Annotated in this window: 26 protein-coding genes; 8 read left to right on the forward strand and 18 right to left on the reverse strand. The window is 62.1% G+C overall.

Features of this window, described 5'->3' with window-relative positions; all coding sequences use genetic code 11:
• Nucleotides 1–2: 2 nt before the first annotated feature.
• From ACWJI3_RS01500 to ACWJI3_RS01515, 4 genes are read right to left on the reverse strand one after another with little or no spacing between them, the layout of a single operon-like run.
• Nucleotides 3–3,119: a type I restriction endonuclease subunit R gene (locus ACWJI3_RS01500; RefSeq protein WP_480202600.1), complete on the reverse strand. Its 3,117-nt coding sequence runs from the start codon at nt 3,117–3,119 to the stop codon at nt 3–5.
• Between the two features lie 2 nt (nt 3,120–3,121).
• A complete protein-coding gene (locus ACWJI3_RS01505; RefSeq protein ID WP_480202601.1) occupies nt 3,122–4,231 on the reverse strand; it encodes a virulence RhuM family protein in 1,110 nt (369 codons plus the stop codon).
• A 52-nt stretch (nt 4,232–4,283) separates the two neighbouring features.
• Complete coding sequence (locus ACWJI3_RS01510) at nt 4,284–4,694, reverse strand: HEPN domain-containing protein (protein WP_480202602.1); 411 nt, start codon at nt 4,692–4,694, stop codon at nt 4,284–4,286.
• Entirely contained in the window at nt 4,681–5,031 is a 351-nt protein-coding gene (locus ACWJI3_RS01515) for a nucleotidyltransferase domain-containing protein (protein ID WP_480202603.1), read from the reverse strand. The genes ACWJI3_RS01510 and ACWJI3_RS01515 overlap by 14 nt, the downstream gene beginning before the upstream one ends.
• A 125-nt stretch (nt 5,032–5,156) precedes the next feature.
• On the opposite strand from ACWJI3_RS01515, the gene ACWJI3_RS01520 reads away from it, so the two are divergent.
• Nucleotides 5,157–5,441 carry a type II toxin-antitoxin system TacA family antitoxin gene (locus ACWJI3_RS01520; RefSeq protein ID WP_480202604.1) on the forward strand — a complete coding sequence of 95 codons (285 nt, stop codon included), beginning with the start codon at nt 5,157–5,159 and terminating at the stop codon, nt 5,439–5,441.
• Nucleotides 5,438–5,956 (forward strand): GNAT family N-acetyltransferase, encoded by a 519-nt coding sequence (locus ACWJI3_RS01525; protein WP_480202605.1) that lies wholly within the window; start codon nt 5,438–5,440, stop codon nt 5,954–5,956. Before ACWJI3_RS01520 ends, ACWJI3_RS01525 begins: the two co-directional genes overlap by 4 nt.
• A gap of 21 nt (nt 5,957–5,977) precedes the next feature.
• Here ACWJI3_RS01525 and ACWJI3_RS01530 read toward each other — a convergent pair whose 3' ends face one another.
• Nucleotides 5,978–6,436, reverse strand: coding sequence for a DUF4357 domain-containing protein (locus ACWJI3_RS01530; protein ID WP_480202606.1), 459 nt, complete (start codon nt 6,434–6,436; stop codon nt 5,978–5,980).
• A gap of 946 nt (nt 6,437–7,382) precedes the next feature.
• On the opposite strand from ACWJI3_RS01530, the gene ACWJI3_RS01535 reads away from it, so the two are divergent.
• A complete protein-coding gene (locus tag ACWJI3_RS01535; protein ID WP_480202607.1) occupies nt 7,383–7,811 on the forward strand; it encodes a PIN domain-containing protein in 429 nt (142 codons plus the stop codon).
• Between the two features lie 66 nt (nt 7,812–7,877).
• Here ACWJI3_RS01535 and ACWJI3_RS01540 read toward each other — a convergent pair whose 3' ends face one another.
• From ACWJI3_RS01540 to ACWJI3_RS01585, 10 genes are all read right to left on the reverse strand, one after another.
• Nucleotides 7,878–8,096 carry a KTSC domain-containing protein gene (locus ACWJI3_RS01540; RefSeq protein WP_480202608.1) on the reverse strand — a complete coding sequence of 73 codons (219 nt, stop codon included), beginning with the start codon at nt 8,094–8,096 and terminating at the stop codon, nt 7,878–7,880.
• Between the two features lie 9 nt (nt 8,097–8,105).
• Complete coding sequence (locus ACWJI3_RS01545; protein WP_480202609.1) at nt 8,106–9,881, reverse strand: ATP-binding protein; 1,776 nt, start codon at nt 9,879–9,881, stop codon at nt 8,106–8,108.
• A 4-nt stretch (nt 9,882–9,885) separates the two neighbouring features.
• Nucleotides 9,886–11,019, reverse strand: a complete 1,134-nt coding sequence (locus tag ACWJI3_RS01550) for an SIR2 family NAD-dependent protein deacylase (RefSeq protein WP_480202610.1) — start codon at nt 11,017–11,019, stop codon at nt 9,886–9,888.
• A gap of 143 nt (nt 11,020–11,162) precedes the next feature.
• Entirely contained in the window at nt 11,163–12,527 is a 1,365-nt protein-coding gene (locus ACWJI3_RS01555; RefSeq protein WP_480202611.1) for a restriction endonuclease subunit S, read from the reverse strand.
• Entirely contained in the window at nt 12,517–14,331 is a 1,815-nt protein-coding gene (locus ACWJI3_RS01560; RefSeq protein WP_480202612.1) for a class I SAM-dependent DNA methyltransferase, read from the reverse strand. The genes ACWJI3_RS01555 and ACWJI3_RS01560 overlap by 11 nt, the downstream gene beginning before the upstream one ends.
• A gap of 84 nt (nt 14,332–14,415) precedes the next feature.
• Nucleotides 14,416–14,607 (reverse strand): HepT-like ribonuclease domain-containing protein, encoded by a 192-nt coding sequence (locus ACWJI3_RS01565; RefSeq protein WP_480202613.1) that lies wholly within the window; start codon nt 14,605–14,607, stop codon nt 14,416–14,418.
• Nucleotides 14,604–14,891, reverse strand: a complete 288-nt coding sequence (locus tag ACWJI3_RS01570) for a nucleotidyltransferase family protein (RefSeq protein ID WP_480202614.1) — start codon at nt 14,889–14,891, stop codon at nt 14,604–14,606. Before ACWJI3_RS01570 ends, ACWJI3_RS01565 begins: the two co-directional genes overlap by 4 nt.
• A 74-nt stretch (nt 14,892–14,965) precedes the next feature.
• Nucleotides 14,966–15,712 carry a phytochelatin synthase family protein gene (locus tag ACWJI3_RS01575; protein WP_480202615.1) on the reverse strand — a complete coding sequence of 249 codons (747 nt, stop codon included), beginning with the start codon at nt 15,710–15,712 and terminating at the stop codon, nt 14,966–14,968.
• A gap of 72 nt (nt 15,713–15,784) precedes the next feature.
• Nucleotides 15,785–16,201: a PIN domain-containing protein gene (locus ACWJI3_RS01580; RefSeq protein WP_480202982.1), complete on the reverse strand. Its 417-nt coding sequence runs from the start codon at nt 16,199–16,201 to the stop codon at nt 15,785–15,787.
• A gap of 2 nt (nt 16,202–16,203) precedes the next feature.
• A complete protein-coding gene (locus tag ACWJI3_RS01585) occupies nt 16,204–16,467 on the reverse strand; it encodes a FitA-like ribbon-helix-helix domain-containing protein (RefSeq protein ID WP_480202616.1) in 264 nt (87 codons plus the stop codon).
• Between the two features lie 110 nt (nt 16,468–16,577).
• Between ACWJI3_RS01585 and ACWJI3_RS01590 the strand changes: the two genes are divergently transcribed.
• The 4 genes from ACWJI3_RS01590 (at nt 16,578) to ACWJI3_RS01605 (ending at nt 19,242) form a co-directional block, all read left to right on the forward strand.
• Nucleotides 16,578–17,264 carry a DUF6629 family protein gene (locus ACWJI3_RS01590; protein ID WP_480202617.1) on the forward strand — a complete coding sequence of 229 codons (687 nt, stop codon included), beginning with the start codon at nt 16,578–16,580 and terminating at the stop codon, nt 17,262–17,264.
• Between the two features lie 129 nt (nt 17,265–17,393).
• The gene (gene pdxH, locus ACWJI3_RS01595) at nt 17,394–18,113 is read left to right on the forward strand and encodes a pyridoxamine 5'-phosphate oxidase (RefSeq protein WP_480202618.1); all 720 of its coding nucleotides are present in this window, start codon (nt 17,394–17,396) and stop codon (nt 18,111–18,113) included.
• Nucleotides 18,114–18,247: 134 nt separating this feature from the next.
• Nucleotides 18,248–18,730 (forward strand): DUF4079 domain-containing protein, encoded by a 483-nt coding sequence (locus tag ACWJI3_RS01600; RefSeq protein ID WP_480202619.1) that lies wholly within the window; start codon nt 18,248–18,250, stop codon nt 18,728–18,730.
• A 35-nt stretch (nt 18,731–18,765) separates the two neighbouring features.
• On the forward strand, nt 18,766–19,242 hold the full coding sequence (locus ACWJI3_RS01605) for a rhodanese-like domain-containing protein (RefSeq protein ID WP_480202620.1): 477 nt from the start codon (nt 18,766–18,768) through the stop codon (nt 19,240–19,242).
• Nucleotides 19,243–19,269: 27 nt separating this feature from the next.
• On the opposite strand, the gene ACWJI3_RS01610 is transcribed toward ACWJI3_RS01605, so the two are convergent.
• Entirely contained in the window at nt 19,270–19,716 is a 447-nt protein-coding gene (locus ACWJI3_RS01610; RefSeq protein WP_480202621.1) for a DUF3122 domain-containing protein, read from the reverse strand.
• Between the two features lie 266 nt (nt 19,717–19,982).
• Between ACWJI3_RS01610 and ACWJI3_RS01615 the strand changes: the two genes are divergently transcribed.
• Nucleotides 19,983–20,576 carry a hypothetical protein gene (locus tag ACWJI3_RS01615; RefSeq protein WP_480202622.1) on the forward strand — a complete coding sequence of 198 codons (594 nt, stop codon included), beginning with the start codon at nt 19,983–19,985 and terminating at the stop codon, nt 20,574–20,576.
• A 69-nt stretch (nt 20,577–20,645) separates the two neighbouring features.
• Here ACWJI3_RS01615 and modB read toward each other — a convergent pair whose 3' ends face one another.
• Entirely contained in the window at nt 20,646–22,547 is a 1,902-nt protein-coding gene (gene modB, locus ACWJI3_RS01620) for a molybdate ABC transporter permease subunit (protein ID WP_480202983.1), read from the reverse strand.
• Complete coding sequence (gene modA, locus ACWJI3_RS01625; protein WP_480202623.1) at nt 22,478–23,278, reverse strand: molybdate ABC transporter substrate-binding protein; 801 nt, start codon at nt 23,276–23,278, stop codon at nt 22,478–22,480. The genes modB and modA overlap by 70 nt, the downstream gene beginning before the upstream one ends.
• Between the last annotated feature and the right edge of the window lie 61 nt (nt 23,279–23,339).

Below are 23,339 nucleotides of genomic sequence, written 5' to 3' on the forward strand. Positions count from 1 at the left end.
GCTCACACCCACTGGGCACAGAGCAGTTCCGCCTGGGCGAGCACGGTTTTCACCGCCTCTTCCTGCAGATCGGGGGGGTAGCCGTATTTGTTGAGGATGCGTTTCACCATCACGCGGATCTTGGCGCGGGCGCCTTCCCGCAGGGTCCAGTCGATCGTCACGCTCTTCTTCACCTGGGTGATCAGTTCGGCGGCGATCACTTTGAGCTTGGCGTCGCCCATGGCCTGCACGGCGCTGTCGTTGGCGGCGAGGGCGTCGTAGAAGGCCACTTCGTCGTCGGTGAGGCCGAGGGATTCGCCGCGCTTGGTGGCGGCATCGAGCTCCTTGGCGAGGGCGATCAGCTCTTCGATCACCTCGGCGGTGGTGATGGCGCGGTTGTGGTAGGCGTTGAGGGCTTGGTTGAGCTTCTCGGAGAACACCTGGCTCTGCACGAGGTTGCGCTTGGAGCGCACTTTCAGCTCGTCTTTGAGCAGTTTCTCCAGCAGCTCGGCGGCCACGTTCCTGTGCTTGAGGCCACGCACCTCGGCAAGGAACTGATCGCTGAGGATCGAGATGTCGGGCTTGGGCAGGCCGGCGGCGGTGAACACATCGATCACCTCGCCTTCGGTGGTGATCGCCTTGCTCACCAGCTGGCGGATGGCGGCATCGAGCTGCTCGGGTGTTTTGCTGGTGCTGCTGGTTTGCTTGGCGAGGGCCGCCTGCAGCGCCTGGAAGAAGCTCACGTCGTCGCGAATGGCTGTGGCCTCGTCGCTGGCGGCGCAGAGGGCGAAGGCGCGGGAGAGTTCGGCCACCACCTGCAGCCAGCGCTGCTTGCCGTTCTCCTGCTGGAGGATGAACTCCTGGCCGGCGGGAAGCAGCTGCAGGCGCTCGGTGGGGGTGCCACTGGTCCAGGCATCCCAGTCGAACCCATGCAGGAGATCCGTGGCGATGCCGTGTTTTTCCAGCATCACGGCGATGGCCTGGGCAGTGTCGAAGGTGGGGTCGCCCTGGCCGCCGCTTTCGGTGTAGGTGGCCAGGGCGCGTTTGAGCTGATCGGCGAGGCCGAGATAATCCACCACCAGGCCGCCGGGCTTGTCACGGAACACCCGGTTCACGCGGGCGATCGCCTGCATCAGGCCGTGGCCCTGCATCGGCTTGTCGGCATACATGGTGTGCAGACAGGGCGCATCGAAACCGGTGAGCCACATGTCACGCACGATCACGATCTTGAACAGGTCGGAGGAATCTTTGAAGCGGTTGGCCAGCTGGCGGCGCGCCTCCTTGCTGCGGATGTGGGGCTGCCAGTCGGGGCCGTCGTCGGCGCTGCCGGTCATCACCACCTTGAGGGTGTCTGTCGCCCACTCAGGCCGCAGCTGGATCAGGGCGTTGTAGAGATCGACGCAGATGCGGCGGCTCATGCACACCACCATCGCTTTGCCGTCCATCGCCTCCAGGCGCTTCTCAAGATGGGCCACCAGATCGGCAGCCACCAGGGCGAGACGCTTGGGATCGCCCACCAGCGCTTCCAGGGCGGCCCATTTGGTTTTCAGCTTTTCCTTTTGGGTGAACTCTTCGCCTTCGGTGATCTCCTCGAATTCGGCGTCGATCCTGGGGATTGCGGCGGCGTTCAGGGACAGCTTGGAGATGCGGCTCTCGTAGTAGATCGGCACGGTGGCCTTGTCGGCCACGGCGCGCTGGATGTCGTAGATGGAGATGTAATCGCCGAACACCGCGCGGGTGTTGGCATCGGTCTGCTCGATCGGCGTGCCGGTGAAGCCGATGAAGGAGGCATTGGGGAGGGCATCGCGCAGGTTGCTGGCGAAGCCATACGACATCACGCCCGTCTTCTCGTTGACTTTGCCGCCGAAGCCGTACTGGCTGCGGTGGGCTTCATCGGCGATCACCACGATGTTCTGGCGGCTGCTCAGCTCGGGCATCGCTTCGCCTTTGTCGGGCATGAACTTCTGGATGGTGGTGAACACCACACCGCCACTGGCCCGGTTGAGCAGCTCGCGCAGGTGATCTCGGCTGGCGGCCTGCACGGGCGTCTGGCCGAGGAGGTCGGCGCAGCGCTGGAACTGGCCGAAGAGCTGGTCGTCGAGGTCGTTGCGATCGGTAAGCACCACCAGGGTGGGGTTCTGCAGTGCCGGATGGCGCACGATGCGGGCGGCATAGAAGAGCATCGAGAAGCTCTTGCCACTGCCCTGGGTATGCCACACCACCCCAGCGCGACGGTCGCCCGGCCGGCCGCCCTGGCTGCAGGCTGCCTGGCCCAGGCCGCTGGCACGCTCGGTTTCCTGTACCGCGGCGTTCACGGCATGGAACTGGTGGTAGCCGGCGATGATCTTGTGCAGGGCACCCGAATCCGGGTTTTCCTCGAAGACGATGAAGTGCTGCAGCAGATCAAGAAACCGCTGCGGCTCGAACACGCCGCGGATGAGCGTTTCCAGCTCCAATGCGGTGGCGGGGGCGTGCGCCTCGCCATCAATGCTGCGCCACACCTTGAACCACTCCTGGTTGGCCGTGAGCGAGCCGATGCGGGCCTGCAGCCCGTCGCTCACCACCAGGGCGGCGTTGGTTTGTAGGAGCGAAGGGATTTCGGCTTTGTAGGTCTGCAGCTGGGCGTAGGCGCTCCAGATGGTTGCGCCTTCAGCGGCGGCATTCTTGAGCTCGATCAGGCCCAGGGGCAGGCCGTTGAGAAACACCACCAGGTCGGGCCGGCGGTTGTGCTGGTCGTCGCTCACGGCGAACTGGTTCACCACCAGCCAGTCGTTGGCGGCAACGGTTGTGAAGTCGACCAGGCGCACATGGTCGCCGGCGATGCTGCCATCAGCCCGGGGGTATTCCACCGGCACGCCTTCCCGCAGCAGGCGGTGGAAGGCGCGGTTGGTTTGTACGAGCGAGGGCGTAGCGAGGCGCAAGAGCTTGCGCAGCGCTTCTTCTCGGGCATCGTCAGGAATGGCAGGGTTGAGCTGGCGGATGGCTTCGCGGAGGCGGCTCACCAGCACCACATCGCTGAACGATTCCCGCTCGGCCGAAGGTTCGCCGGGGGCCAGCTGGGGGCCGGGGAGCACGGCATAGCCCAGCTCGTTGAACCAGCCGAGGGCGGCTTCCTCGACCATGGCTTCGGTGAGGGTCATGATTACGGCGCTTTGGGCTTCTTCGGCCTAGGCAAGTTCTTCAAGTCCTTGGCAGCCTTCTCAAACTCCACATCGATACGCTGAGGCTGCGCATCGAGCAGCGCCCGATAGCGGCCATACTCCAGCTCAGCTTTCCTCCTGGCAGACTCAGCAGAAACGCTTCCTGCGTGATCCAGCACATCACGTCCGGAGATGGCCAGAAACTCATCCAGTTTCGTGATCCAGGCCTGCATCGTCATCGGCTTGCGCTCCAGCGCCTGGAGTTCCGCGTATTCGATGTAGAGGCTAACGATGCGGTTCAAGACCTGAAGTTCATCTTCTGAGAGGTAGTTCTTGGCAACAGACACGTCACCTTTGCGAACGACGCCGCTGGATCGTGTGGACTGCAGGCCCATGAAGGGCTTCGTGGAATCCACCCGTTCGGCGATCACTTCAGCCGCCGTGTGGCCATGGGCTGCCCAATGCATCTTGTTCTGAACAGTGGCGAAGAACAACTGGGTCGTTTCAGCATCAGGCGTGTAGTCCACACTCGTTGCGTAGATATCCAGCATCTTCTGATAAAACCGACGTTCCGACGAGCGGATGTCGCGGATGCGATCAAGAAGCTCGTCGAAATAGTCTCTCTGACCCTTGCCAGGGGGATTCTTCAGCCGGTCGTCGTCAATGGTGAAGCCCTTCACCAGATACTCGTTCAAGCAACCGATGGCCCACTGGCGGAACTGAGTGCCTCGATGGCTGCGCACGCGGAAACCAACGGCCATAACCGCTTCAAGCCGATAATGGCGAAGCTTGCGCGAGACCTCTCGCCCACCCTCCAAGCGAACTTGTAAGTAGTCCTTACAAGTTGCCGATTCGACCAGCTCACCCTCGGCAAAGATGCTCTTCAAATGCAGGGTCACGTTCTGGGGAGACGTTTCAAACAGCTCGGCCATCTGTGCCTGGGTCAACCACAGGGTTTCATCTTCTAGTCGGCATTGGACGCGCGTGCGGCCATCTTCCGTCTGGTAGAGGATGATTTCGGAATCGGGCAAAGCTTCGTTGCTCATGAGTTCAGCCAGCTTCTTGATCAAACTGTTGCAGATTTTGCAACGGTTGTTGGCGAAGCCTTGCAACTGGCCGGGCGCCAGCTGGGGGCCACCTCTTCAACCATGGATTCGGTGAGGGTCATGGTGGATCCAACGGATCCGTCGCCGCCGCGATGGCCCCGCTTACGAACTCCTCCAACGCCAAGAGAAGGGACAGCCACTCCTGCCGATCGATGCTGGCTTCCAGCGGGAGGTCGTCGTAGCGGAACACGGTGGCGAAGGGGGTCAGGTTTTCCACCGTCAGCAGCGCCTCGGGAAGGCGCACATCCACGGCAGCGAGCAGATCCAGCAGCAGGCTCAGATCATGGGTGCGGGGGTAGTCGTGCTCGCCCAGGACCAGCAATGCCTTGATCAGCTTCTCTGCCGCCTGCTGGGCATGGAAGCCGAGGGTCTCGGTGTTGATGGTGGGATCGTTGATCAGCTTCTGCAGCACGGCAATGTCTTGCGCAGCCTTGCGTTGCAGCAGCTGGGCCTGTTCAATCGCCCGCATAGAGCACTCGGCCTTGTGTGCGAGCAGCGAACTCCACCGTGCCCGGCACCTTGGTGCGTGAGTCGTAGAGGGCCTCGCTGGTGACGATCAGGTCGATCGGCATCAGCAGCCCACGCAGCACACGGCGCAGGCGCAGCATTTCCTGGTAGCGGTCGGCCACCTGGGCTTCCACCACGAGAAGGTCAAGGTCATTGGCAAGGCTGAGATCGCCTGTGGCAGCAGAGCCAAAGGCGATCAGGCGCGTGGGGGCCGCCGCATCCACCAACCGCCGCACGGCTTCTGTGATCTTCTCCGGGGTCACCGCCCAGGGCTTGCCGGTGACCTCCACGCTGATCATGGTCTTGGCAACGCTGCCATCCACTGGCCAGAGGCTAGACGGTGCCTGGGGTGTTGGCAGGTCTCGAGCCAGTCCCCGATGGCCTGTTGAGTGGCCGTACAATGGTCGTACAGAAAGGTAAGTCCTTGGACCCCGCCAGCACCCGTTCGCGCAATCGACGCATCGAAGTACGGGCCACAGCTGAGGACCGCCTGCTGATCGACCGGGCTGTCATCGCTTCCGGCACCGATCTCACCGGGTTCGTGATCACCCATCTGCGCCTGGCCGCCCAGCAGGTGCTGGCCGATCGCGATGAGTTCCGCCTTGACCCCGAGGCTCTCGACGCCTGGGAGCGCATCAATGAACGGCCGGCACGCCCGCTGAAGGGGCTGCGGGCGCTGATGGATCGGCCCTCACCGTTTCAGGAGTGAGCGCCGGCTACCTGCCGCTCCGGCTGCTGAGCTCCGCCGATCGCCTTGACGGTTTCGAATGCCGATCTGAGGAGCAAACGATCTGGTTGAAAAAGCACGCCCGCCAGGCCCATGCCCGTGGCGGCACCAGCAGGGTGTTCGTGGTCACTGAAGCCTGTGGCAGCGATGTGGTGGCCTTCTACGCCTGGTGTATGGCCAGCAACACGCCGGCGCAGGCCCCGCCGCGGCTGCGGAAAGGCGCCGGCCGCTATCCCCAGCCCGTTGCCCTGCTGGCCCGTCTCGGGGTGGACGTTCACCATGAAGGACGGGGCCTGGGAGCCGCCCTGCTGGCGGATGTGATCAGCCGCACCGCGCAGATTGGCTCCGAAGTGGGTTGCCGCGGGTTGCTCGTCCATGCCGAGAGTGCGGCGGCCCGGGCGTTCTACCTGCACCTCATTCCGGAATTCGAGCCCTCCCCCACCGACCCGTTGCATCTGGTGCTGCTGATGAAGGACATCCTGCGGACGCTGGGGTAAGCGGCGAAAGTTGATGGCCCCTCACGGATCAGCGTCCGCTGAGGCCGCCGCCGCCGCACGATCCTGGCGATCCTTGAGGGTGATCCCGGCGGCATCCTTCCACTCGAGCCGGCCGTTGGCGCTGCGGGCGAGCAGATGCCCCGCTGCCTGGGACGGCGACTTGAACTCATAGTCCTTGAGCAGTTCCAACTGGTTGTCTTGCTTGGCAAGGACGCCCTGCCGGATGAGTTGCTCCCGCGTGCGCATCAGGCCGTCGGGAGAGCCGGGTGTGAAGCCCCGGCGCCCCTTGGCCCCCTTCAGAACGGTGAACCCGTTCGGCGACTCGAACCCCCTGCCCTCGGCCTCCACGCCACTAAGGAAGAAGAGGTTGACGGGGTTGATGGAGGGAAAGGTGGGTGGCTGCTCGAAAACCCTGAGCCCGAGAACCGGAAAGCAAACCAGCACCTCTTCCAGGAAGCCTTCCGCCTCAGCGCGGTCCATCTCGGCCAGGCTCCAGGTGCTGGGCGTGGGCCTTGTTCAGGTAGCCGTCCTTGGAGGTGAAGGCGTAGGCGGTGGTCCAGAACTCCTTGGCCTAGTGCTGCTCCAGCCGCCGGCCGAGGGGGGTCCGCCTCGCCGATGTACGCGAGGTCGGCGCCGCCGTCCTCAGGGTCGGGACCCGTGAGCACGTACACGCCAGGTCGACCGGCCTCCGGGCGTTGGGTGAACTCCTTGAGCTGGGAGCGAGGGATCACGTAGCCGATGCCGCTCCAGTTCGTCTTCTCCACGATGCGCATGCCCTCTGGGAGCCCGGAGGGCACCAACAGGCGCAGCGCGAACGGGCGGGCTGGGGGCATTGGGTGAGGAGGTTTACGGCGGTGTTTGCCTTTCGTTCGTGGTTGGGGTCTTCGTCTGCGATGGACACGGCGGAGGGGGGGCACGGCACCGGCCTCGCTTGTGTGTTGGGATCGGGGACAGCCTTAAAAGGGAAAGTACTTGTGCTGCAGGGCTTTTGGAGGAAAGACCACCGAGCACGGTGCCACGTGATTAAATGAACCTCAGGCCCAGAACGGTAGGAACCGGGCAAATTTGCGGGAGCTACCCACGCTTTGGTCCGGCTTGATCAGGCCGGCCTCGATCGTGGCCGCGATCACCTGGTAGGCGATGGCGGCCTGTCCTCAGCGAGATGGAGTGGTCCACATCGAGCTGCGCCCGTGGAAGCCGGAGCAGCCCCTGGTGGAGAGCGGGTTCGGATCGCTCAGGTCCACCCGGTCAGTTGTGTCGGCAGTCTTCGACCCCGCCAGCCTGCTACGCCCGTGATTGGCGTGGTCACCAATGTGCTGGCCCGAGCCTTCGTGGGAGAGGACGATGCTGTTGCGGCTACGGAACGCCAGCGCCGGGCCGCCCGCGATCTGATCGAATCCGGTCAGCCGCTGTTTCTGGCCAAAAGGTGGCTCTGGAGCTGGAGTGGATGCTGCGCGGGTACTACGGCTTCCCGGTGGAGCAGGTGCTGCAGGTGTTCGACCACCTGCTGGCCCATTCCGGCCTCATGGCACAAGACCGGCCAGCCCTGGAGCAGGCTGTGGCCGGTATGTGCAACTGGCTCTACTTAGCCGATGCCCTGCACCATGCGAGATGCCGAAGCTGCGAGGCGATGGCGGCGTTTGATGATCGTGGCTTTGGGCGTCGCATCCGTCAGCTCAATCTCGCGCCATGCCTGTTTGTGCATGCAGGTTCCTGTGCGGTCCAGCATTCAGGTCCAGGATGCCTCGCTCAATCGCCTCTCCAGCTCTCCCTCGCTGAACGAATCATGCTCCGCCGCCGATTCCCCGGGGGGTCAGCTGGAAGCCAGGTAGCACCGCACTACCAAGATCCTTGAACGAGCCGAGAGACACATCTTCGACCATGGATTCGTTCAGGGCCATTTCAATGTGCCGACAGAGCATTAAGCACGCTCGTATGGGTAAATGTTTTTGAAGTTGCGGTTGAGGTAGGAACCCACAGAGGCAGCCGTTAGCAAATTCTCGTATTCGTGCTCTGGCACCCCTTTGTAGGCGTATACTGTGTTGTTTAGAAATTGGACGTAGACAATTTGATTGTCTGCATCGTAGCCGAGCGCTGCGATGTTTGATGAACTGACGGGTTGCATGTCGGGCATTGACATTTGGTTTCCTTAGTTAAATGTTTGGTTTCTCCAGTTGCGGATGCTGGTCTCGTATACGACCACATCCGGCCGGGCATTCGCCCACAGCTTCGATGGGATTGGATCGGAGCTTTTCACTGCATTGTCAGCCTGGTAGAACTTCACTCTGGATGGAATACGGACAGCCTCACCACTGACGATCGCTTCACCTGTTCGCAGGCTTGAGAGCACGTCCGCCATTTCACGAAGTTCATCCTGCATGGCCGAAGATACGTACCCCTTGTCGCGGGTATTAGTCATCCTTAGAGCGATAATCGAGCCGCACTGGCTTAGGACTGTCTCGTCCAACTCCGAAGGACGCTGCGTCACGAGCAGCATGCCGACACCATACTTTCGTCCCTCTTTCGCAATTGCCTGAACGGTTCGCGACGAAATTGAGTCTTCACCTGCCTTGAGGTAGGCGTGAGCTTCGTCTAGGACTACAAACAAAGGTTGCTTCTTTCCCCCAACAAGCGTGTTTTGGCCCCAATAAAGAGCGTCGTAGATAATCTTCAAAATGCAACCGGAAATCGTCTGCATGATTTCCGAAGGAATCGCTGAAAGGTCGAGAATCGCGACAGGGGAACCGTGCCCAAACCAAGTTGAAAATAATCCCGGAAGATCATTCGGTGACGTACCGTTGAGCAATGGCGAATATCCAATCGGACGGAAAAGGAAATTATAGCTTTGGTCGAGAAGGCGTGACCTCATACCGTCCAAAAAACCAAGGATGCCCTTAGCTTTCGTATTTAAGAATGGGGCGCTGCTTCCAAGTCCCGCCGGCGGATACTGATTGGATTTCAATGTCGCAGGATCACCAGCAGAAATCAAAGCCTCTGGTGTTGTGCGGTCAGCCTTAAACGTAATTCTCTCAAAGTTGTCCAAGTCGAACCATAGTTGGTCAATCGAGAAGGGAATTGGGCTATCCGCAGTGATTGCCTCGGCCCGAAGGCCACCGAGTGCTCCGGCCGACACACGTTTCAAGTCCAAAACCTTTCCTCGTATGTAATCTTCGTTCTGATCAGAAAGACGGCCAGGAAAAATCGCCATCAGTTCTTTGAAGGGAAGCGCCCAAAAGGGAACGCAGAGCTCGTCTTCACCGTCCGAAGCACTTGCACCCACTCGAAATACCCGGCATTTCCCGGGCAGCGAACTCGCATACTCACCGTGGGGATCAATAATGAGGACGCGCGCACTCGGGAACGGCTTCTCGGCAATCGCTTTCACCACGATGCCCACTGCATTCGATTTTCCACTGCCGGTAGCGCCAAGAATTGCACAATGCCGCGAGATGAGCTTGTCCATATCCAACTGCGCGGCGAGGCCCTCAGATGCACTCTGATTCCCAATGACAATCGACGATTGGGCATTGTAGCCGCCGTAAACGATTCTGAGGTCTTCGTTCGTAACGAGATGAACTTGATCACCTGAAGTTGGAGACTGGAGAACTCCCCGCTCGAACGATGAACCGATTTGCTCGCCGACTAGAATCATCCTCAACCAGCGGTGGCCATCTGCGATGGACGGATTCTCTTTGTAGGCTATCAGCAGCGTCTCCGGCATCGCCAGAACTCCAGCCTGCGTGATAAGACCATAAAGATTCGCATATCCCAATGGAATTTTAAGGAACGAACCTATCTGCCCGATACGGTAAACCGTTCCGTCGACGATTGGCATGTTCGACGGGTAATTGCTCGCCATTTTGATCGTGACGGAGTTGCCGCTGACACTCTCAACTTGACCGATGTGTGTTGGATTGTGTTTCATGCGGTCAAAGCGTGCTTGCTGGGCCTTCGGATGAGGACAAATCGTTCAGAAAGTCAGTAAGTCTTTGAAAGTCCGGGAGAAGAAAAAGTCCGGTTCCTTCCCAGTATTCATCTCCCTTTCGCTCTCCTGACTCCTCAGAGGGAGTGGCTGCGTCTTCGTCAAAGTATTGGCTTACTAGAATCGATTCCGTGGGCTTCGGCTCATCTCTCAACCGCCACTCTCCAAATTTACCTCCAATAACAGCGTGACGACGGCCATATACCGACATTTTCCCCCCAGTCTCGTGAGTTGCAAGGCCACGGATGCTATTGGCTTCATCTGCAAGGCCAAACACACTCTTGTTATCTTCGTTCCATGTTTGATCGAAATACATCGCTATAACGTGGGAGTTCGCCCCGCGCCTGAGTGATGTCACAATGCGTTCATTAATGTGACTGTCCCCGAACGAGTATCCGCAGGTGAACAAAACGGCATCGTCCTGTTGCAGGAATGCACAAAGCCTGTCGATTAGTCCTACGTAAGGCTGCTTCTTTGAGGTGTTGTACTTGAGATGCGATGGATAGATGAGGATAGAATCTTCAGGGGCAGACTGCTGCCGAATGACAGCCTTGTCCACGTCACGATAAGTCCACCCAAGCGATCCGTGCATCTTCCAAAGCTTCACGAGGTGGGGGTAAGTCTCCACGTCTTCCACAGCCTCGGGGCAAAAGAACGGTTCAAAGCTTCCAGAGAATCCGTCGAAATAGGGAATTCCTGAACCTTCTAGGGCAATCTCGAACAAGTAATCGTAATTCGTTGTGAATATTTCGGCTGGGAATCGCCGCCTCGCCTTTTGAACCCAATTAGCGAGACGAGCGTGCGCTAACTTCTTTCGGTCGTCGGTCAACAGTGTCTCATGGACTGAAACTAGTTTCACAACACGTGTTTTTACAAGCGTTGCCAATGTGTTGAACGCTGTCGAATCGAGCCCATTTAGCTGGCCTTCGCCGATAACCGCTCGCTTGGCTTCGATTCTTGAAAGCAGGGTTTCGATATTGAAGGCGACTTCAAGAAGCTCTGTCTCGTTTTGAATCTCCTTGATCGCAGCAGCGAACTCAGGCGAGTGAGCCTCCACGTCAGCAACGATGGTCTTCGTCATCTTTTCGATCGCCGGAACAGAGACTGACGAGAGCCCGGTCGCAAATGAAGTTCCCGCGCCGAACAAGAAACCGATACGCTTCTTGTCGGATATCAGGATTTGGTGGATGCCCCGGATGTGTTCGCGTGGATCGTGTGTATTCATTAGGATTGAGTGATGTCTGGATTGCTGGTCGTAATTTCCCCGCTGAGCAGCTTCGGCAGCAGCGTGTCGCGCAGAGTGGAGAGGGTGAGGGATTGCTTCGCGCTTGAGAGGATCCGGGTCACCAGCGGCGCAGCTTGTTTCGTGAACGCTTCGACAATGGGAGGCGGTGGAACTAGCACGGCAAGCGAGCGGACAGCGGATGAGTTCAGACCGGGGATGGCAACGCCGGTTCCTTTGATTCGCATTTCGGCAAGGGCGAACTCTGAGGTCATCCAGAAGTAGAGATACTCTTGACTAAGGTTATCGTTGGTTCGCAAACGATAGACGTGCTCGTTGATACTGCATTTATCAAAAGGGAATCCATCGCCGAACATGCCCACGTGTGGCTCGTATTCGCCGGGACGTCCGCCGTCCTTATAGAGCAGAACGTCGTGGCTCTCGATGTGGCCCTTCTTCATCCCTTCGTAGAACTCGATTGGCACGAACTTCGTCTTAGCGAAGTCAAATATGCCGACACCAACGATGCTCTCTGCACCAATGCTGGGGATACCACTGGTAAATCCACTAACACCACCCTTTGGACGACCACCTGTTTCCAACACAGTTAGAACGTGTTCGAGTGTAGTGACATCCCAACCAATTGGCTTCTTTCCGATCTGTGAGTCCTCAAAGTGCTCGGGGAAGAGAGCTGCAGTAGCTTGATCGAGCCCAAAAGGCTGCCGCCCATCAAGCTTGGCCCGCACAGGATCGAAATCCACGAACCAGCTCTGGAACAGCGCCCGCGCCGTCGCCTCCAGTGTCGAGTTCATCCGCCGGTTCAACTCGATCTTGTCGTCCAGAGCCCCAAGCACCTCCGCGATTGCTCTTTGCTCGGTGAGGGGTGGGAGATTGAACTCGAACGCTTCAATTCGAACAGGGGCGGTGTGGAGAATCTTCGTGCCCGAGGCAGTGACACACAGCTCACGGTTGAAGTCCGGCCAGAGCGCAAGGTAGTACACAAAGCCTGGGTCGATACGATCCTTGTCCTTGATGACGACCTTGCCCATCCGCTGGTTATGAAGGTAGATATTGCCGTCATCAGGAATCCGGGCGGGAATGCCCAAGATTTCACCGCCGGATGTCTGGCAAGTCATCACGAGAAGGATGTCGTCGGGAATTAGCTCATATTCGTTGGGATAGTCGCCGGTGTACTCCTTGATAGTTGTGGACTCGAAACGAAAACCACCCGTGTACTTAAAGTTTCCAATGCTGACGATGATTGGTCGCCCGGCGCGATTCTCAGTGAAGCACTCACTCTTAAACGGCCACCCGTGAGTGATTTTTACGAGATCCCCAAGCCGTGATTTCTCCCATTCACCCGCCATAACCAAGCCCCCCCAGGTTGGCTCTGATGGCCTCCTCCAGTTTCGCCGACTCAGCAAACAGAGCCTCCAGCTCCGCCACCAACCTCGGCATCTTCACCTCGAACGGCTCGCCGTCGTCTTCCACCTCCTCCGCCCCCACATACCGCCCCGGCGTGAGCACGTGGCCATGGGCAGCGATCTCGGCAGAGGTGGCGGATTTACAGAATCCCGGGACATCGTCGTAACTGCCATCGCAGTTGGCGCCCCGCCAGTGGTGATAGGTGCCGCTGATCTTCTCCAGGTCGGCCTCCAGCAGCTCCCGATGCACCCGATCGATCAGGCTGCCGAGCTTTCGGGCGTCGATGAACAGCGTGTGCCCGCGCCGATCGCGGAAGCCCCGTTGGCTGTCGGCGGCTTTGCTCTTCGTCAGAAACCAGAGGCACACCGGAATCTGGGTGCTGTAGAAGAGCTGGCCGGGCAGGGCCACCATGCAGTCCACCAGGTCGGCCTCGATCAGGGCGCGGCGGATCTCGCCTTCACCGCTCTGGTTGGAGCTCATACTGCCGTTGGCGAGCACGAAGCCGGCCATACCCTGCGGCGCCAGGTGGTGGAGGAAGTGCTGCACCCAGGCGAAGTTGGCGTTGCCCTTGGGCGGCACGCCGAACTGCCAGCGCACGTCGTCGTCCTTGCGGAACCAGTCGGAGTCGTTGAAGGGCGGGTTGGCGAGCACGTAATCCGCCCGCAGATCCGGATGCAGGTCGCGGCGGAAGCTGTCGGCATGCTCGGGGCCGAAGTCGGCCTCGATGCCGCGCAGGGCCAGGTTCATCACCGCCAGCCGGCGGGTGGTGGCGTTGCTCTCCTGGCCATAAATCGAAATATCGCCCAGCCTGCCGCCGTGGCTTTCCACGAACTTCTCGCTCTGCACGAACATGCCACCGGAGCCGCAGCAGGGGTCGTAGATGCGGCCCTTGTAGGGCTCCAGCATCTCTACCAGGCAGCGCACCACACAGCTCGGCGTGTAGAACTGGCCGCCGTTCTTGCCTTCGGCTGAGGCAAAGCGGGTGAGGAAGTATTCGTACACCCGGCCCAGCAGATCCACCGAGCGATGGGTCTGCTCGCCCTCGCTTGAAGCAGTGAGTTCGATCGTGGCGATCACATCGATCAGTTCCCCCAGGCGCTGCTTGTCGAGTCCCGGACGGGCGTAGTCCTTCGGCAGCACCCCTTTGAGGCGCGGGTTGTCGCGCTCGATCGCCACCATGGCGTCGTCCACCAGCTTGCCGATCGTGGGCTCTTTGGCCTGGCCCTGCAGGTGGCTCCAGCGGGCCTCGGCCGGCACCCAGAACACGTTCTCGGCCTTGTATTCGTCTGGATCTTCCGGGTTGGCGCCCTCGTAGTCGCCCTCTCCGGCCAGCAGCTTGGCGCGGTGCTCTTCGAAGCTGTCGGAGATGTACTTGAGGAAGATCAGGCCAAGCACCACGTGCTTGTACTCGGCCGCGTCCATGTTGTTGCGCAGCTTGTCGGCCGTGAGCCAGAGCTTGGCCTCGAAGCCCAGGTTGGCGGTGCCGTTGCCGGCGGCTTTTCCTTTGCGGGGGGCTCGGGCTGGCGCGGCCTGTGGTGCCACTGGCTCGGCGCCCACCAGGGACACCGAATCGCTGCGGCCCCGACCGCGCGTCACGATCCCCTTGGCCACCAGTGCCGCTTTCACCTCTTCGTAGAGGGGGGCATCCCAGCCGAGCGTCTCACGCAGGGCAGGGTTTCTCGCGGGGCTGCCGGCCTTTTCCAGGGCTTCGAGGAAGTCGTTCAGCTGATCCGGGTCGGCGGGCACTGGTGGACCAGGTCTGGCGTCGCTTGGCAGAGTCTGCCTGGGGTGGGGCGGTTTTGGGGAGATCGGTGCTGGAGTTCAGGTGGTTCAACCGGCAGACACTCGAGCAATCATGGAACCGATCGAGATGTCCAAGGGCGGCAGGTCGCGATCCACGGTTTCCCATACCTGATCAAGATTCACGCGCAGGTAGTCGTGAATGAGAACATCCTGCGTATAGCAGCGGATTCTTTCCAAAGCTTCAGCAATGCTTTCGAGATAGAGCAGGTCTTTACTCACAACGGCCTGGCTTCTGCGATCACCTGAATGCGGATCGTTGGATGCAGCTGATCCGGTTCGGCTAGATCAACACGGCAGTTCAGCAGGGATTCCAGCTCCTGCTGAAGTGCGATCACTTCCAGCAGGGAATGGCCTTGTTCAAGATCCACCAACAGATCAAGGTCACTGCCTGGCCGGTCCAGCCCACGAGCTACCGAACCGAAAACCCGCAGGTTGTGAGCTCCATGGCGTTCCGCCACCGCCAACACCTCCTCGCGAGCGGTCTGCAGACGCTTTGAAAGCACGGGAATTGGAACGTGGGCGGCATCCATGGGTGCATTCTGGCCCCCCATGTCTTGCCCAACAGCACTGGCACCCCTCAACCCCGCCGCACCACCACCACGCCGCGGCTGCGGCCTGAGGTGCTGTCGGTGGTGCGGATCGCCTGCCAGAGATCCTTCAGGGGCACCCACACCGACGGGTAGCGGTAGCGGGCCACATCCAGGATCAGCACCCGATCGGTGCTGGCGTTGTAGGCGGCCAGGGGGGAGATGTGGCCGCCGCCGGCCTGGCCGAGGGACGGGCGGAAGTAGTTGACCAGCAGGCGGTCGTCGGCGCGGGCGAGGTTGCTGCGCACCAGCAGGCGGAACTGGGCCAGGCTGAGCCGGTCGCCGTGGATGGCCCGGGCCTGCAGGCCATGGCTGGCCAACAGCGCCCTCAGTTCCTGCAGGGTCATGCCCTGGCGGGTCACCACCTCAGGGCTCAGCACTGCCCGGGTGGCGGCGGCGTCGAACACGTTGTCCTGCGTCCAGAAGCGGTAGCTGCCGTAGCCCGCTGCCGCCGGCGCCGGCACGGCCAGGCTGTTGAGCACCATCACCATGCTGGCCACGCCGCAGTAGGCCAGGTTGGCCTGGGTGAGGAACTGCTCCGCCAGCGGGCCGTAGTCGGCGCGATTGGCGCTTTGCAGCAGGAGGGTCTGGCCCTGCGGTTCGGGCAGGGGGATCGTGGCTGCCGCGGGTTGTGGCGCAGCTCCCGCCGGTTGGGCCAGGGCCCGGGGCAGCAGGGGTGGCAGGGCCAGCAGCGCCAGGCCCAGAACGGCCGGCAGGGCTCGGCAGGCGCGAGACACAGGCAGCCTCAGGGTGATCGGTCCGGGTTTGCGCCAGTCTGGCGCTTCAGAGTGGTGATCGAGCCCAAGGGCTCATGGTGCCTGCCAGGGGTTGATCAGATCGATCCCGATCCCTTCGAAATCGGCCACATGGCGGGTGGCCAATTGGGCACCCCGGGCCAGTGTGGTGGCAGCGATCACCGCATCAGCCGTGGTCATCGGCCGGCCCAGGCGTTCCCGCTGCCTGAGTACCTCCGCATACCAATGCGCGGCTTCTCGATCGAATGCCCACACCCGTTCGTGGAACAGGGCTGGCAGCAGTGTGTCCCAGCTTCGCTGCAGCGCCTCGCGCCGATGGCCCTCAGGGAGGCGAGCGATGCCATGCAAAATCTCGGCCTCATTCATTGACGTGAGGCCTGCCGTTCCCGGAGCCAGGCGATCTGCCCAGGCCACCACCTTGGGCTCAGGACGCGGCCGCATCAGCTCCGCGATCACATTCGTATCCAGCACAATCAAGGCTGCTCTTCTGCGAAGCCAGCGGCTTGCGCCATCGAGGTGCGGGCCGGCAGATCGAGCTCCACACCACCGAGGGCGGCGAAATGCGCCTGGATGCGGCTGCCCAGGCCAGGGCCATCAGCAACCGCAGACGACGCTGCCACCCCCTGTCTGAGGATCATGCGCGCCACTTCCTCCATGGAGTGGCCATGGCGCGCCGCCTGAAGCCGCAGCCGGGCTTTGGTGGCCTCATCAAGGTTTCGGATCGTGAGACTGGCCATGCCCAACCCTGATGGCAGTGCAATCGATGCCATCAACGCTAGCGGCTGGTGCACCTCTCGCCGCGCCAGGCTGACGGCAATCAGTTGCTGCCGGAGACGGCGCCACGCCGATGTGCTTCTCCAGCAGCGCCAGCTTCGTGATGGCGGCGGCGTTGTTGCCCGTGGGCGTGGCCTCCGTGCGTTATTGCCGGCAAGCCCAGCGCAGTGATCTGCTGCCCCTGGCGCTCTCGCCGCTGTTCTTCTCGGTGCAACAGGCCCTGGAGGGTGTGGTCTGGCTTGGTCTGGCGCCGGGCGGTGCCGCCGCGCTCGTGCATCCCGCCGCGCTCGCCTATCTGTTCTTTGCCTACGCCTTCTGGCTGGCCTGGTTTCCCTGGTGTTCCCTGCGTCTGAACCGGCAGCCGCTGCCCGGTCTGCGTCACCGCCTGCTGCAGATCGCTCTGGTGCTTGGCCTGCTGGTGGGCGCCGGGCTCTGGCTGCCGCTGCTGCTGGATGGCGCTCTGTTCGAGCCGGTGGTGGTGAACGGATCCCTCAACTACACCACCACCCTGTTGGCCGACCGCTGGATCAGTGTCGGTTTCGGCAGCACGCTCTACGGAATGGTGATCATCGCTCCCTTGCTGCTCAGCTGCTCGGGGCGGCTGCGTGGGTTCGCAGGATCTGTGCTTGTGGCGTTTCTGCTGTCGCACCTTTCGTTCAGCTATGCCTTCACCTCGGTCTGGTGCTTTTTCAGCGCGTTGTTGTCGGGTTCGCTTTATTGGATTCTTCGCGATCCCGAGCCTTTGGCTCTGGTGGCCTGACGACGCCCCGCTATGGCTTGAACCTGTGGCTTGAAGCTGTGGTCCGAAGCTGTGGTTTGAAGCTTTAGCGCCAAGGGGTGAATCACCTCTGTAAATCACCTCTGTGATCCGCCTCTGTAATCCGCCGCCATGAGTGACCCTCCCGTCCCCACCGATCCTGCTCAGCTGCGGCGCCATTACCAGCAGGCCGACCTGCGGCGCGCCGATCTGGCGGACGATCCGGTGGCGCAGTTCCGCCGCTGGTTTGATCAGGCGGTGGCCGCCGAACTGCAGGAACCCAACGCCATGGTGCTGGGTACCAGTGATGGTGTGCGTCCCAGTGCCCGCACCGTGTTGCTCAAGGCGTTCGATGTGCGCGGCTTTGTGTTCTTCACCCACTACGACAGCCGCAAGGCCACCGAGATCGCCGCCCATCCCCAGGTGAGCCTGCTGTTCCCCTGGTACGGGCTGGAGCGACAGGTGGCCATCCTGGGCCGGGCCGAGCGGATCAGCACGGCTGAATCACTCGCCTATTTCCTCTCACGGCCGCTCGGCAGCCGGCTGGGGGCGTGGGTGTCGCAGCAGAGCGCCGTGATCAGCTCGCGCTCATTGCTGGAAGCGCAATGGGAGGCGATGGCGCGCCGCTTCGCCGGTGGTGAGGTGCCGTTGCCGCCGGCCTGGGGCGGCCTGCGGGTGGTGCCGGCCGAATTCGAGTTCTGGCAGGGGCGGCCCAACCGCCTGCACGATCGTTTCCGCTACCGGCGGGCGGGGGAAGCAGGGGAAGGTGGCGCGGCAGAGGCAGGCGGCGCAGAGGCAGGCAGCGGTGGGGCTAGCGGCAGCGCCTGGCTGATCGAGCGGCTGGCGCCTTGAGCGGAGCCCAGCCCAGCACAAGCACTCACCTTGAGCGATGGTCAGGGCGGCTGCCGATTCAGGCCCCTCGATCGTGGCCATGGTGCAGGTGACGCCGCAGCCGCGGGTTCCGTCTGTTCCGTCGCCCAGGTCCGATGCCCTTTGCGCTCAACTTCGTTCACCCCGTGCTGATGTGGGGGTTGCTGGGTCTGATGCTCTATTCGGGCTATCTCGGCTTCAAGGCCAGCCTGATCCGCAAGGCCAGCCCGGAAGACCGCAAGGCCATGCTGCAGGAGCACTACGGCGCGCGGCACGCCCGGCTCGGCCCTGTGATCCTGGCGGTCACCCTGCTGGGCGCCGCCGGTGGCATGGGCGCCACCTTCCTCAAGAACGGCAAGCTGGTGATCGGCCCGCACCTGTTCGTGGGGCTGGCCGTGGCCGTGCTGGTGATCCTCACCGCCTCGCTCGGTCCCTCCCTGCAGAAAGGCAAGGACTGGGCCCGCACCCTGCACGTGACCACCAACGGCCTCGTTCTCACCCTGTTCGGCTGGCAGGCGATCAGCGGCATCGCCATCGTGCAGAAGCTGCTCAGCTCCGCCTCCTCGCTCACGCCCGCGCTTGCCCCCGCCGCGAGCTGATGGCAGTGCTTCGTTCCTTTGCTTGGCTTGCGTGGTTGACCACCGGGCTCAGCCTTGCCGTCTGCCTGCTGCTGGGCCTAGGCGCTGCGTTTGCCGACGTGGTGGCGGAGCCGGCTGCGGTGGTGGAGGTCTCGGCACCGATGGTGGCCTCAGTACCGGTGGGGCTGGCCGTGGATCGGTTTCTCGACTCCCTGCCCGCCGATGTGCTGGCCATCGGTTCAGTCGAGGCCCTGAATGCTCGGATCGCGAGTCGGAATCCCCTGCTGGTGGATCTGCGCAGCCCCGCCGACTACCGCCGGGGACACATCCCCGCCGCGATCAACCTGCCGCTCCAGGGTCTCGCCCACCACCTGGAGGCCATTCCCCGCGATCGCGACGTGGTGCTCTACTGCGCCACCGGCTATCGCTCGGCGCTCGGGGTGATGACCCTGCAGCTGCACGGCTACCCGCGCGTGCGGGGGTTTGCGCCAGGTTTCGCCGGCTGGATGGCGGCAGACCAGCCGGTGGCCTGAATGCCACCGGCCGGCGCTCCACGCCATTCATGCCTGTGGGTCGGTACCGGGACGGGGTACTGATTCCATGGCGTGCAGGGTCATCGCCTGCTCCGGCGTGAGATCGAAGCCAAACGCTCCGGCGGTAGTGGGCACCGTCAGATGGAGCGGCAGCGCTTCACTCGGACGGGGCATCAGGGCATCGAGATCGAACTGGGCCGATCCGGCTGGCACTGCGGCTTCGCCTCTCTGCACCAGCTCTTCACTGCGGTTGGGCAGGCTCCATTCCTGGCCGAGGGAGTCGGTCAACACCAGCTGGTGGGTGTGATCCAGCCTGGTCTGGCCGTCCACCGCATTGAGGCGGAGGCGCAGGCCCGAGGGATACTCCGGGAACGGCTGCTCGAACACCTTGGCGGCAAGGCGATGGCCGGCTCCGTCGCTGAGCGACCAGCTCTCTGCAGCCAGTGCCGGTGAGCTGCCCAGCAGCAGACTCATCACAAGCGCAAGTAGCAGAAGTGGCAGCAGCGGAACCAGCGCATGGGGCTGGACTGGCAGTGCCGACGAGCTGGGCGCTGTGTGGCCGGGAGAAGGCGGCAGCCGAAGAAAGGTTTTCATGGTGGGACACCTGCAATGACTCTATAACGCTAGCGAGATGTTTTGGGAGTGGTCGCAAGCCCCCTTCCCTTCTCGTTCTCTGGCTGCTTCCTAGTCGGCTCCCAGTGCCGTCGGTCGGCGCAGCATGCGTCTGAACGCATCGGTTCGTGCGTGCCAGCGAGCAGGTGGCGGTGTTCGACGTGCGTGAGCCAGGGGTCGAGCCCCGCCGCGAGGAGATCCGCTTCGACCTGCTGCATGTGGTGCCACCGATGGCGGCGCCGGATGTGGTGGCCCACAGCCCCTTGGCGATCGATGGTCCTGGCGGCTGGGTGGAAGTGAACAAGGACACCTGCAAGCACAAGCGCTTTGCCGATGTGTTCGCTCTCGGCGATGTGAGCTCACTGCCAACGTCGAAAAGCCTGGCCGCCATCCGGGGTCAGGCGCCGGTGCTGGTGGCGAACCTGCTGGCTCAGCTCGATCAACGCCCCCTGCTGGCCCATTACGACGGCTACACCGCCTGCCCTTTGATCACCAGTTTCCACAGCGTGGTGATGGCGGAGTTCAACTACGAGCTGCAGCCGGTCAGTTCCTTCCTGGTGGATCCCACCAAGGAGCGCTGGAGCATGTTTCTGGTGGAAACCCGTGTGTTTCCCTGGGTGTACTGGCACCGGGTGCTCAAGGGCCGGCTGCACGAGAGCCGCTTCCTCAAGCCGTTCGCCCCGCTGGTGCGCGCGCTGGGGCTGGCATTCAAACAGCCGTGATCACACCGTGACGGTGGCTGATTTGCCAGGGTTTTGATAGAACGAGAGTGAAGTGAAAGGCATCAGGGTTTAGGCCTTCAGATAGAGCAGTCGCGCGCGATCAATCACGAGTTCAAGTGCCTCGCTCTGGCCATCAAGTTCAGCCCATTCCCACTCACGTACTTCCACGTGTAGCTCATTGGCTCCCTCTGCGATCTGCACATACACACTGACCTGGAGGGCACCCCGACTGATCTTGACCAGACGACAAGGACGAACGATCCGTGCTTGTGAGGCCGATGTTGTGCCAGCGGGAGCCAGGCGCAAGTGATTGGCTCGCAGGCCAATCCAATCGCTTCGCTGGTTGTGCCCCATCGACTGGCCATCCAGGAGGAGTCCCCAGCGGGTCGCCAGGCACTGGTGAGCAGAAACCCAGGTGATCGGGCTGAGGTTCTTGCAGCCTGTGAGCCGGGCCACGATCAGTTGTTCAGGCTGGGAAAACAAACACTGTGTGGCGCCCTGAGCCACCAGCCGTCCGCCCTCCAGCACCAGCAATTCATCACTCAGGCGAAACGCTTCATCGATATCGTGCGTCACCAGCAGGATGGGCGTACCTGAGCTCCGCTGTAGATCATCCATCCACTGCTGCAGCCGGCGGCGTCGAAAGCTGTCCTGAGAGCTGAACGGTTCATCCAGAAGCAGCAGATCGGGTTGCACCGCCAACGCCCGCGCTACAGCAACGCGCTGACATTGCCCGCCGGAAAGCTGATGCGGGAAGTGAGAGGCATGCTCCTGCAGACCGACGGCGGCCAGCAGCTTCGCCACCCGTTCGCGGCGCTGCTCTCGCGGGAGTCGATCCAGTCCGAAAGCCACGTTGTCGGCCACACGCAGGTGAGGGAACAGGGCGTGTTGCTGAAACACCATGGCGATCCGCCGGAGATGCGGTTCGACCCAGATTCCCCGATCGGTGTCGCAGAGCAGCCGCTGCCCGAGCTGGATGCGGCAACCCTGAGGCCGCTCAAGCCCGGCGATGCAGCGTAGCAGCAGGCTCTTGCCCGCTCCAGAAGATCCCAGCACGGCCTGTCGTGCCGCCTGGCTCTTCCAGTTCATCCTCAGCTGAAAGGAGCCGCGTTGCAGCTGGATGGCCACCTGCATCTGTGTCACGACGCGTGGACGGAGCTGGCCGATCGGTTCTATCGGTACCCATCCGTCCTCATCGACAGCGCCAGTGGTGAGACGTTGCGAGGTAGCGGTGGTTGAGCGGCTGCGGTTGAGCCATCCCACCAGCATCAGGCAGCTGCCGTTGAGCAGTAGCACCACGGCTGTAAGCCGCCAGGCCAGCGTGAGATCGCCACCTTCTACAGCGCTGTAAATCGCCAACGGCAATGTCTGCGTGCGGCCGGGAATGTTGCCTGCCAGCATCATCGTTGTGCCGAATTCGCCCAGCGCCCGTGCAAAGCTCAGGCTCACACCCGCAAGCAGGCCTGGACGAGTCAAGGGCACTGTGACTCTCCAGAACGTCCGGAGCGGGCTGCAGCCAAGCCCGAGCGCCACCGCTTCCAATGCCGGATCGAGCTGTTCCAGAGCGGCAAGTGTGCTGCGGTACATCAGCGGGAATGCCACCACTGCCGCACTGATCACAGTGGCTGTCCAGCTGAAGACAATCGTGATGCCCATCCGCTCCAGCGGTTCCCCCAGAGGACCCAGCGGCCCCAGCAACTGCAGCAGCAGAAAGCCAAGCACCGTGGGCGGCATCACCAGAGGTGAGAGCAGCAGCAGGTCAGCGGCAGCGCGTCGTTGGCCCTGCCATCCCCGCAGGAACAAGGCAGCGGCAATCGCAGGCGGGCTGAGCAACAGCACCGCGAATGCAGCGGCGCGGAATGACAGCAGCAGCGGTGACAGGAGGCTTGCGGGAGGGGAGATCAGCGTGCTGGAGGCAAGGGGGAGAAGCCAGCGCGGATGAAGGCGCTGCGGGCTGCAGGACTTTGCAATCCATCCAGATAGGCCCTGGCCAAAGCCGGTTGTCGACTGCGGCGGATCACGGCCCCGCTGTAAAGAATCGGGGTGTGACTGGCTGCTGATGCCGTGGCTGCAATCCGCAGGTTGCTGACGCCATAGGTATCGCTGCGGTAGACAAAGCCAGCATCAGCACTCCCACTAGCAACGGCGGCGGCGACGGCTCGTACCGAGCTGAGCGGAACCAACTTGGGCTGCAACGCCGTGAGCAGCTTGTAATGGCGCAAGGCCTGCCTGGCGTACTCTCCGGCCGGCACAGCAGCGTCCCCGATGGCGATGCGGCGGATGCGGGGACTCTCCAGGTCGGTGAATCCCACCACCCCCCTGCGTTGGGCAGGCACCACCAGCACCAGTTGGTTGCTGATCAGGTTGCGGCGGGTTCCAGGCAGGAGCAGCTTGGCTTGTTCCAATGCGTCCATCTGCCTGGTTCCCGCAGAGAGGAACACATCGACAGGGGCTCCTTGTTCGATCTGGCGTTGCAGCGAGCCTGAGGCCCCGAGGTTGAACTGGGGTGGAGGGACACGCTTGCTGCGCGAAAACGAGGGTGCAAGCCCCTGGAGAACATCAGTGAGGCTGATGGCGGCACTCACCAGCAGGGGCTGCGCTGCCGGGCCCTTCTGAGCAGCGACGGGCCGCTGCGTGCTCAGCAGCAGGGCCAGGCCTGCAATTCCCACGGAGCCACTGATCTTCCAGAACAGACGCTTCATCGGTATCTGAAACTTCATCCAATCATCCACAACCCGATTCAGGCTCATTGAATTCAGCTCG

The sequence above is a fragment of the Marcopretia estuarina LEGE 06307 genome (assembly GCF_056633115.1).

Bases quoted from the DNA above. Each gene is read 5' to 3' on its own strand.
- ACWJI3_RS01510 (WP_480202602.1), bottom strand. From the start codon at position 4,694: ATGCGGGCGATTGAACAGGCCCAGCTGCTGCAACGCAAGGCTGCGCAA.
- ACWJI3_RS01550 (WP_480202610.1), bottom strand. From the start codon at position 11,019: ATGACGAAGACCATCGTTGCTGACGTGGAGGCTCACTCGCCTGAGTTC.
- modA (WP_480202623.1), bottom strand. From the start codon at position 23,278: ATGAAGCGTCTGTTCTGGAAGATCAGTGGCTCCGTGGGAATTGCAGGC.
- ACWJI3_RS01610 (WP_480202621.1), bottom strand. From the start codon at position 19,716: ATGAGTCTGCTGCTGGGCAGCTCACCGGCACTGGCTGCAGAGAGCTGG.
- ACWJI3_RS01540 (WP_480202608.1), bottom strand. From the start codon at position 8,096: ATGTCAATGCCCGACATGCAACCCGTCAGTTCATCAAACATCGCAGCG.
- ACWJI3_RS01530 (WP_480202606.1), bottom strand. From the start codon at position 6,436: ATGGACCGCGCTGAGGCGGAAGGCTTCCTGGAAGAGGTGCTGGTTTGC.
- ACWJI3_RS01600 (WP_480202619.1), top strand. From the start codon at position 18,248: ATGCCCTTTGCGCTCAACTTCGTTCACCCCGTGCTGATGTGGGGGTTG.
- pdxH (WP_480202618.1), top strand. From the start codon at position 17,394: ATGAGTGACCCTCCCGTCCCCACCGATCCTGCTCAGCTGCGGCGCCAT.
- ACWJI3_RS01585 (WP_480202616.1), bottom strand. From the start codon at position 16,467: ATGGCCAGTCTCACGATCCGAAACCTTGATGAGGCCACCAAAGCCCGG.
- ACWJI3_RS01545 (WP_480202609.1), bottom strand. From the start codon at position 9,881: ATGAAACACAATCCAACACACATCGGTCAAGTTGAGAGTGTCAGCGGC.
- ACWJI3_RS01515 (WP_480202603.1), bottom strand. From the start codon at position 5,031: ATGATCAGCGTGGAGGTCACCGGCAAGCCCTGGGCGGTGACCCCGGAG.
- ACWJI3_RS01590 (WP_480202617.1), top strand. From the start codon at position 16,578: ATGTGCTTCTCCAGCAGCGCCAGCTTCGTGATGGCGGCGGCGTTGTTG.
- ACWJI3_RS01500 (WP_480202600.1), bottom strand. From the start codon at position 3,119: ATGACCCTCACCGAAGCCATGGTCGAGGAAGCCGCCCTCGGCTGGTTC.
- ACWJI3_RS01555 (WP_480202611.1), bottom strand. From the start codon at position 12,527: ATGGCGGGTGAATGGGAGAAATCACGGCTTGGGGATCTCGTAAAAATC.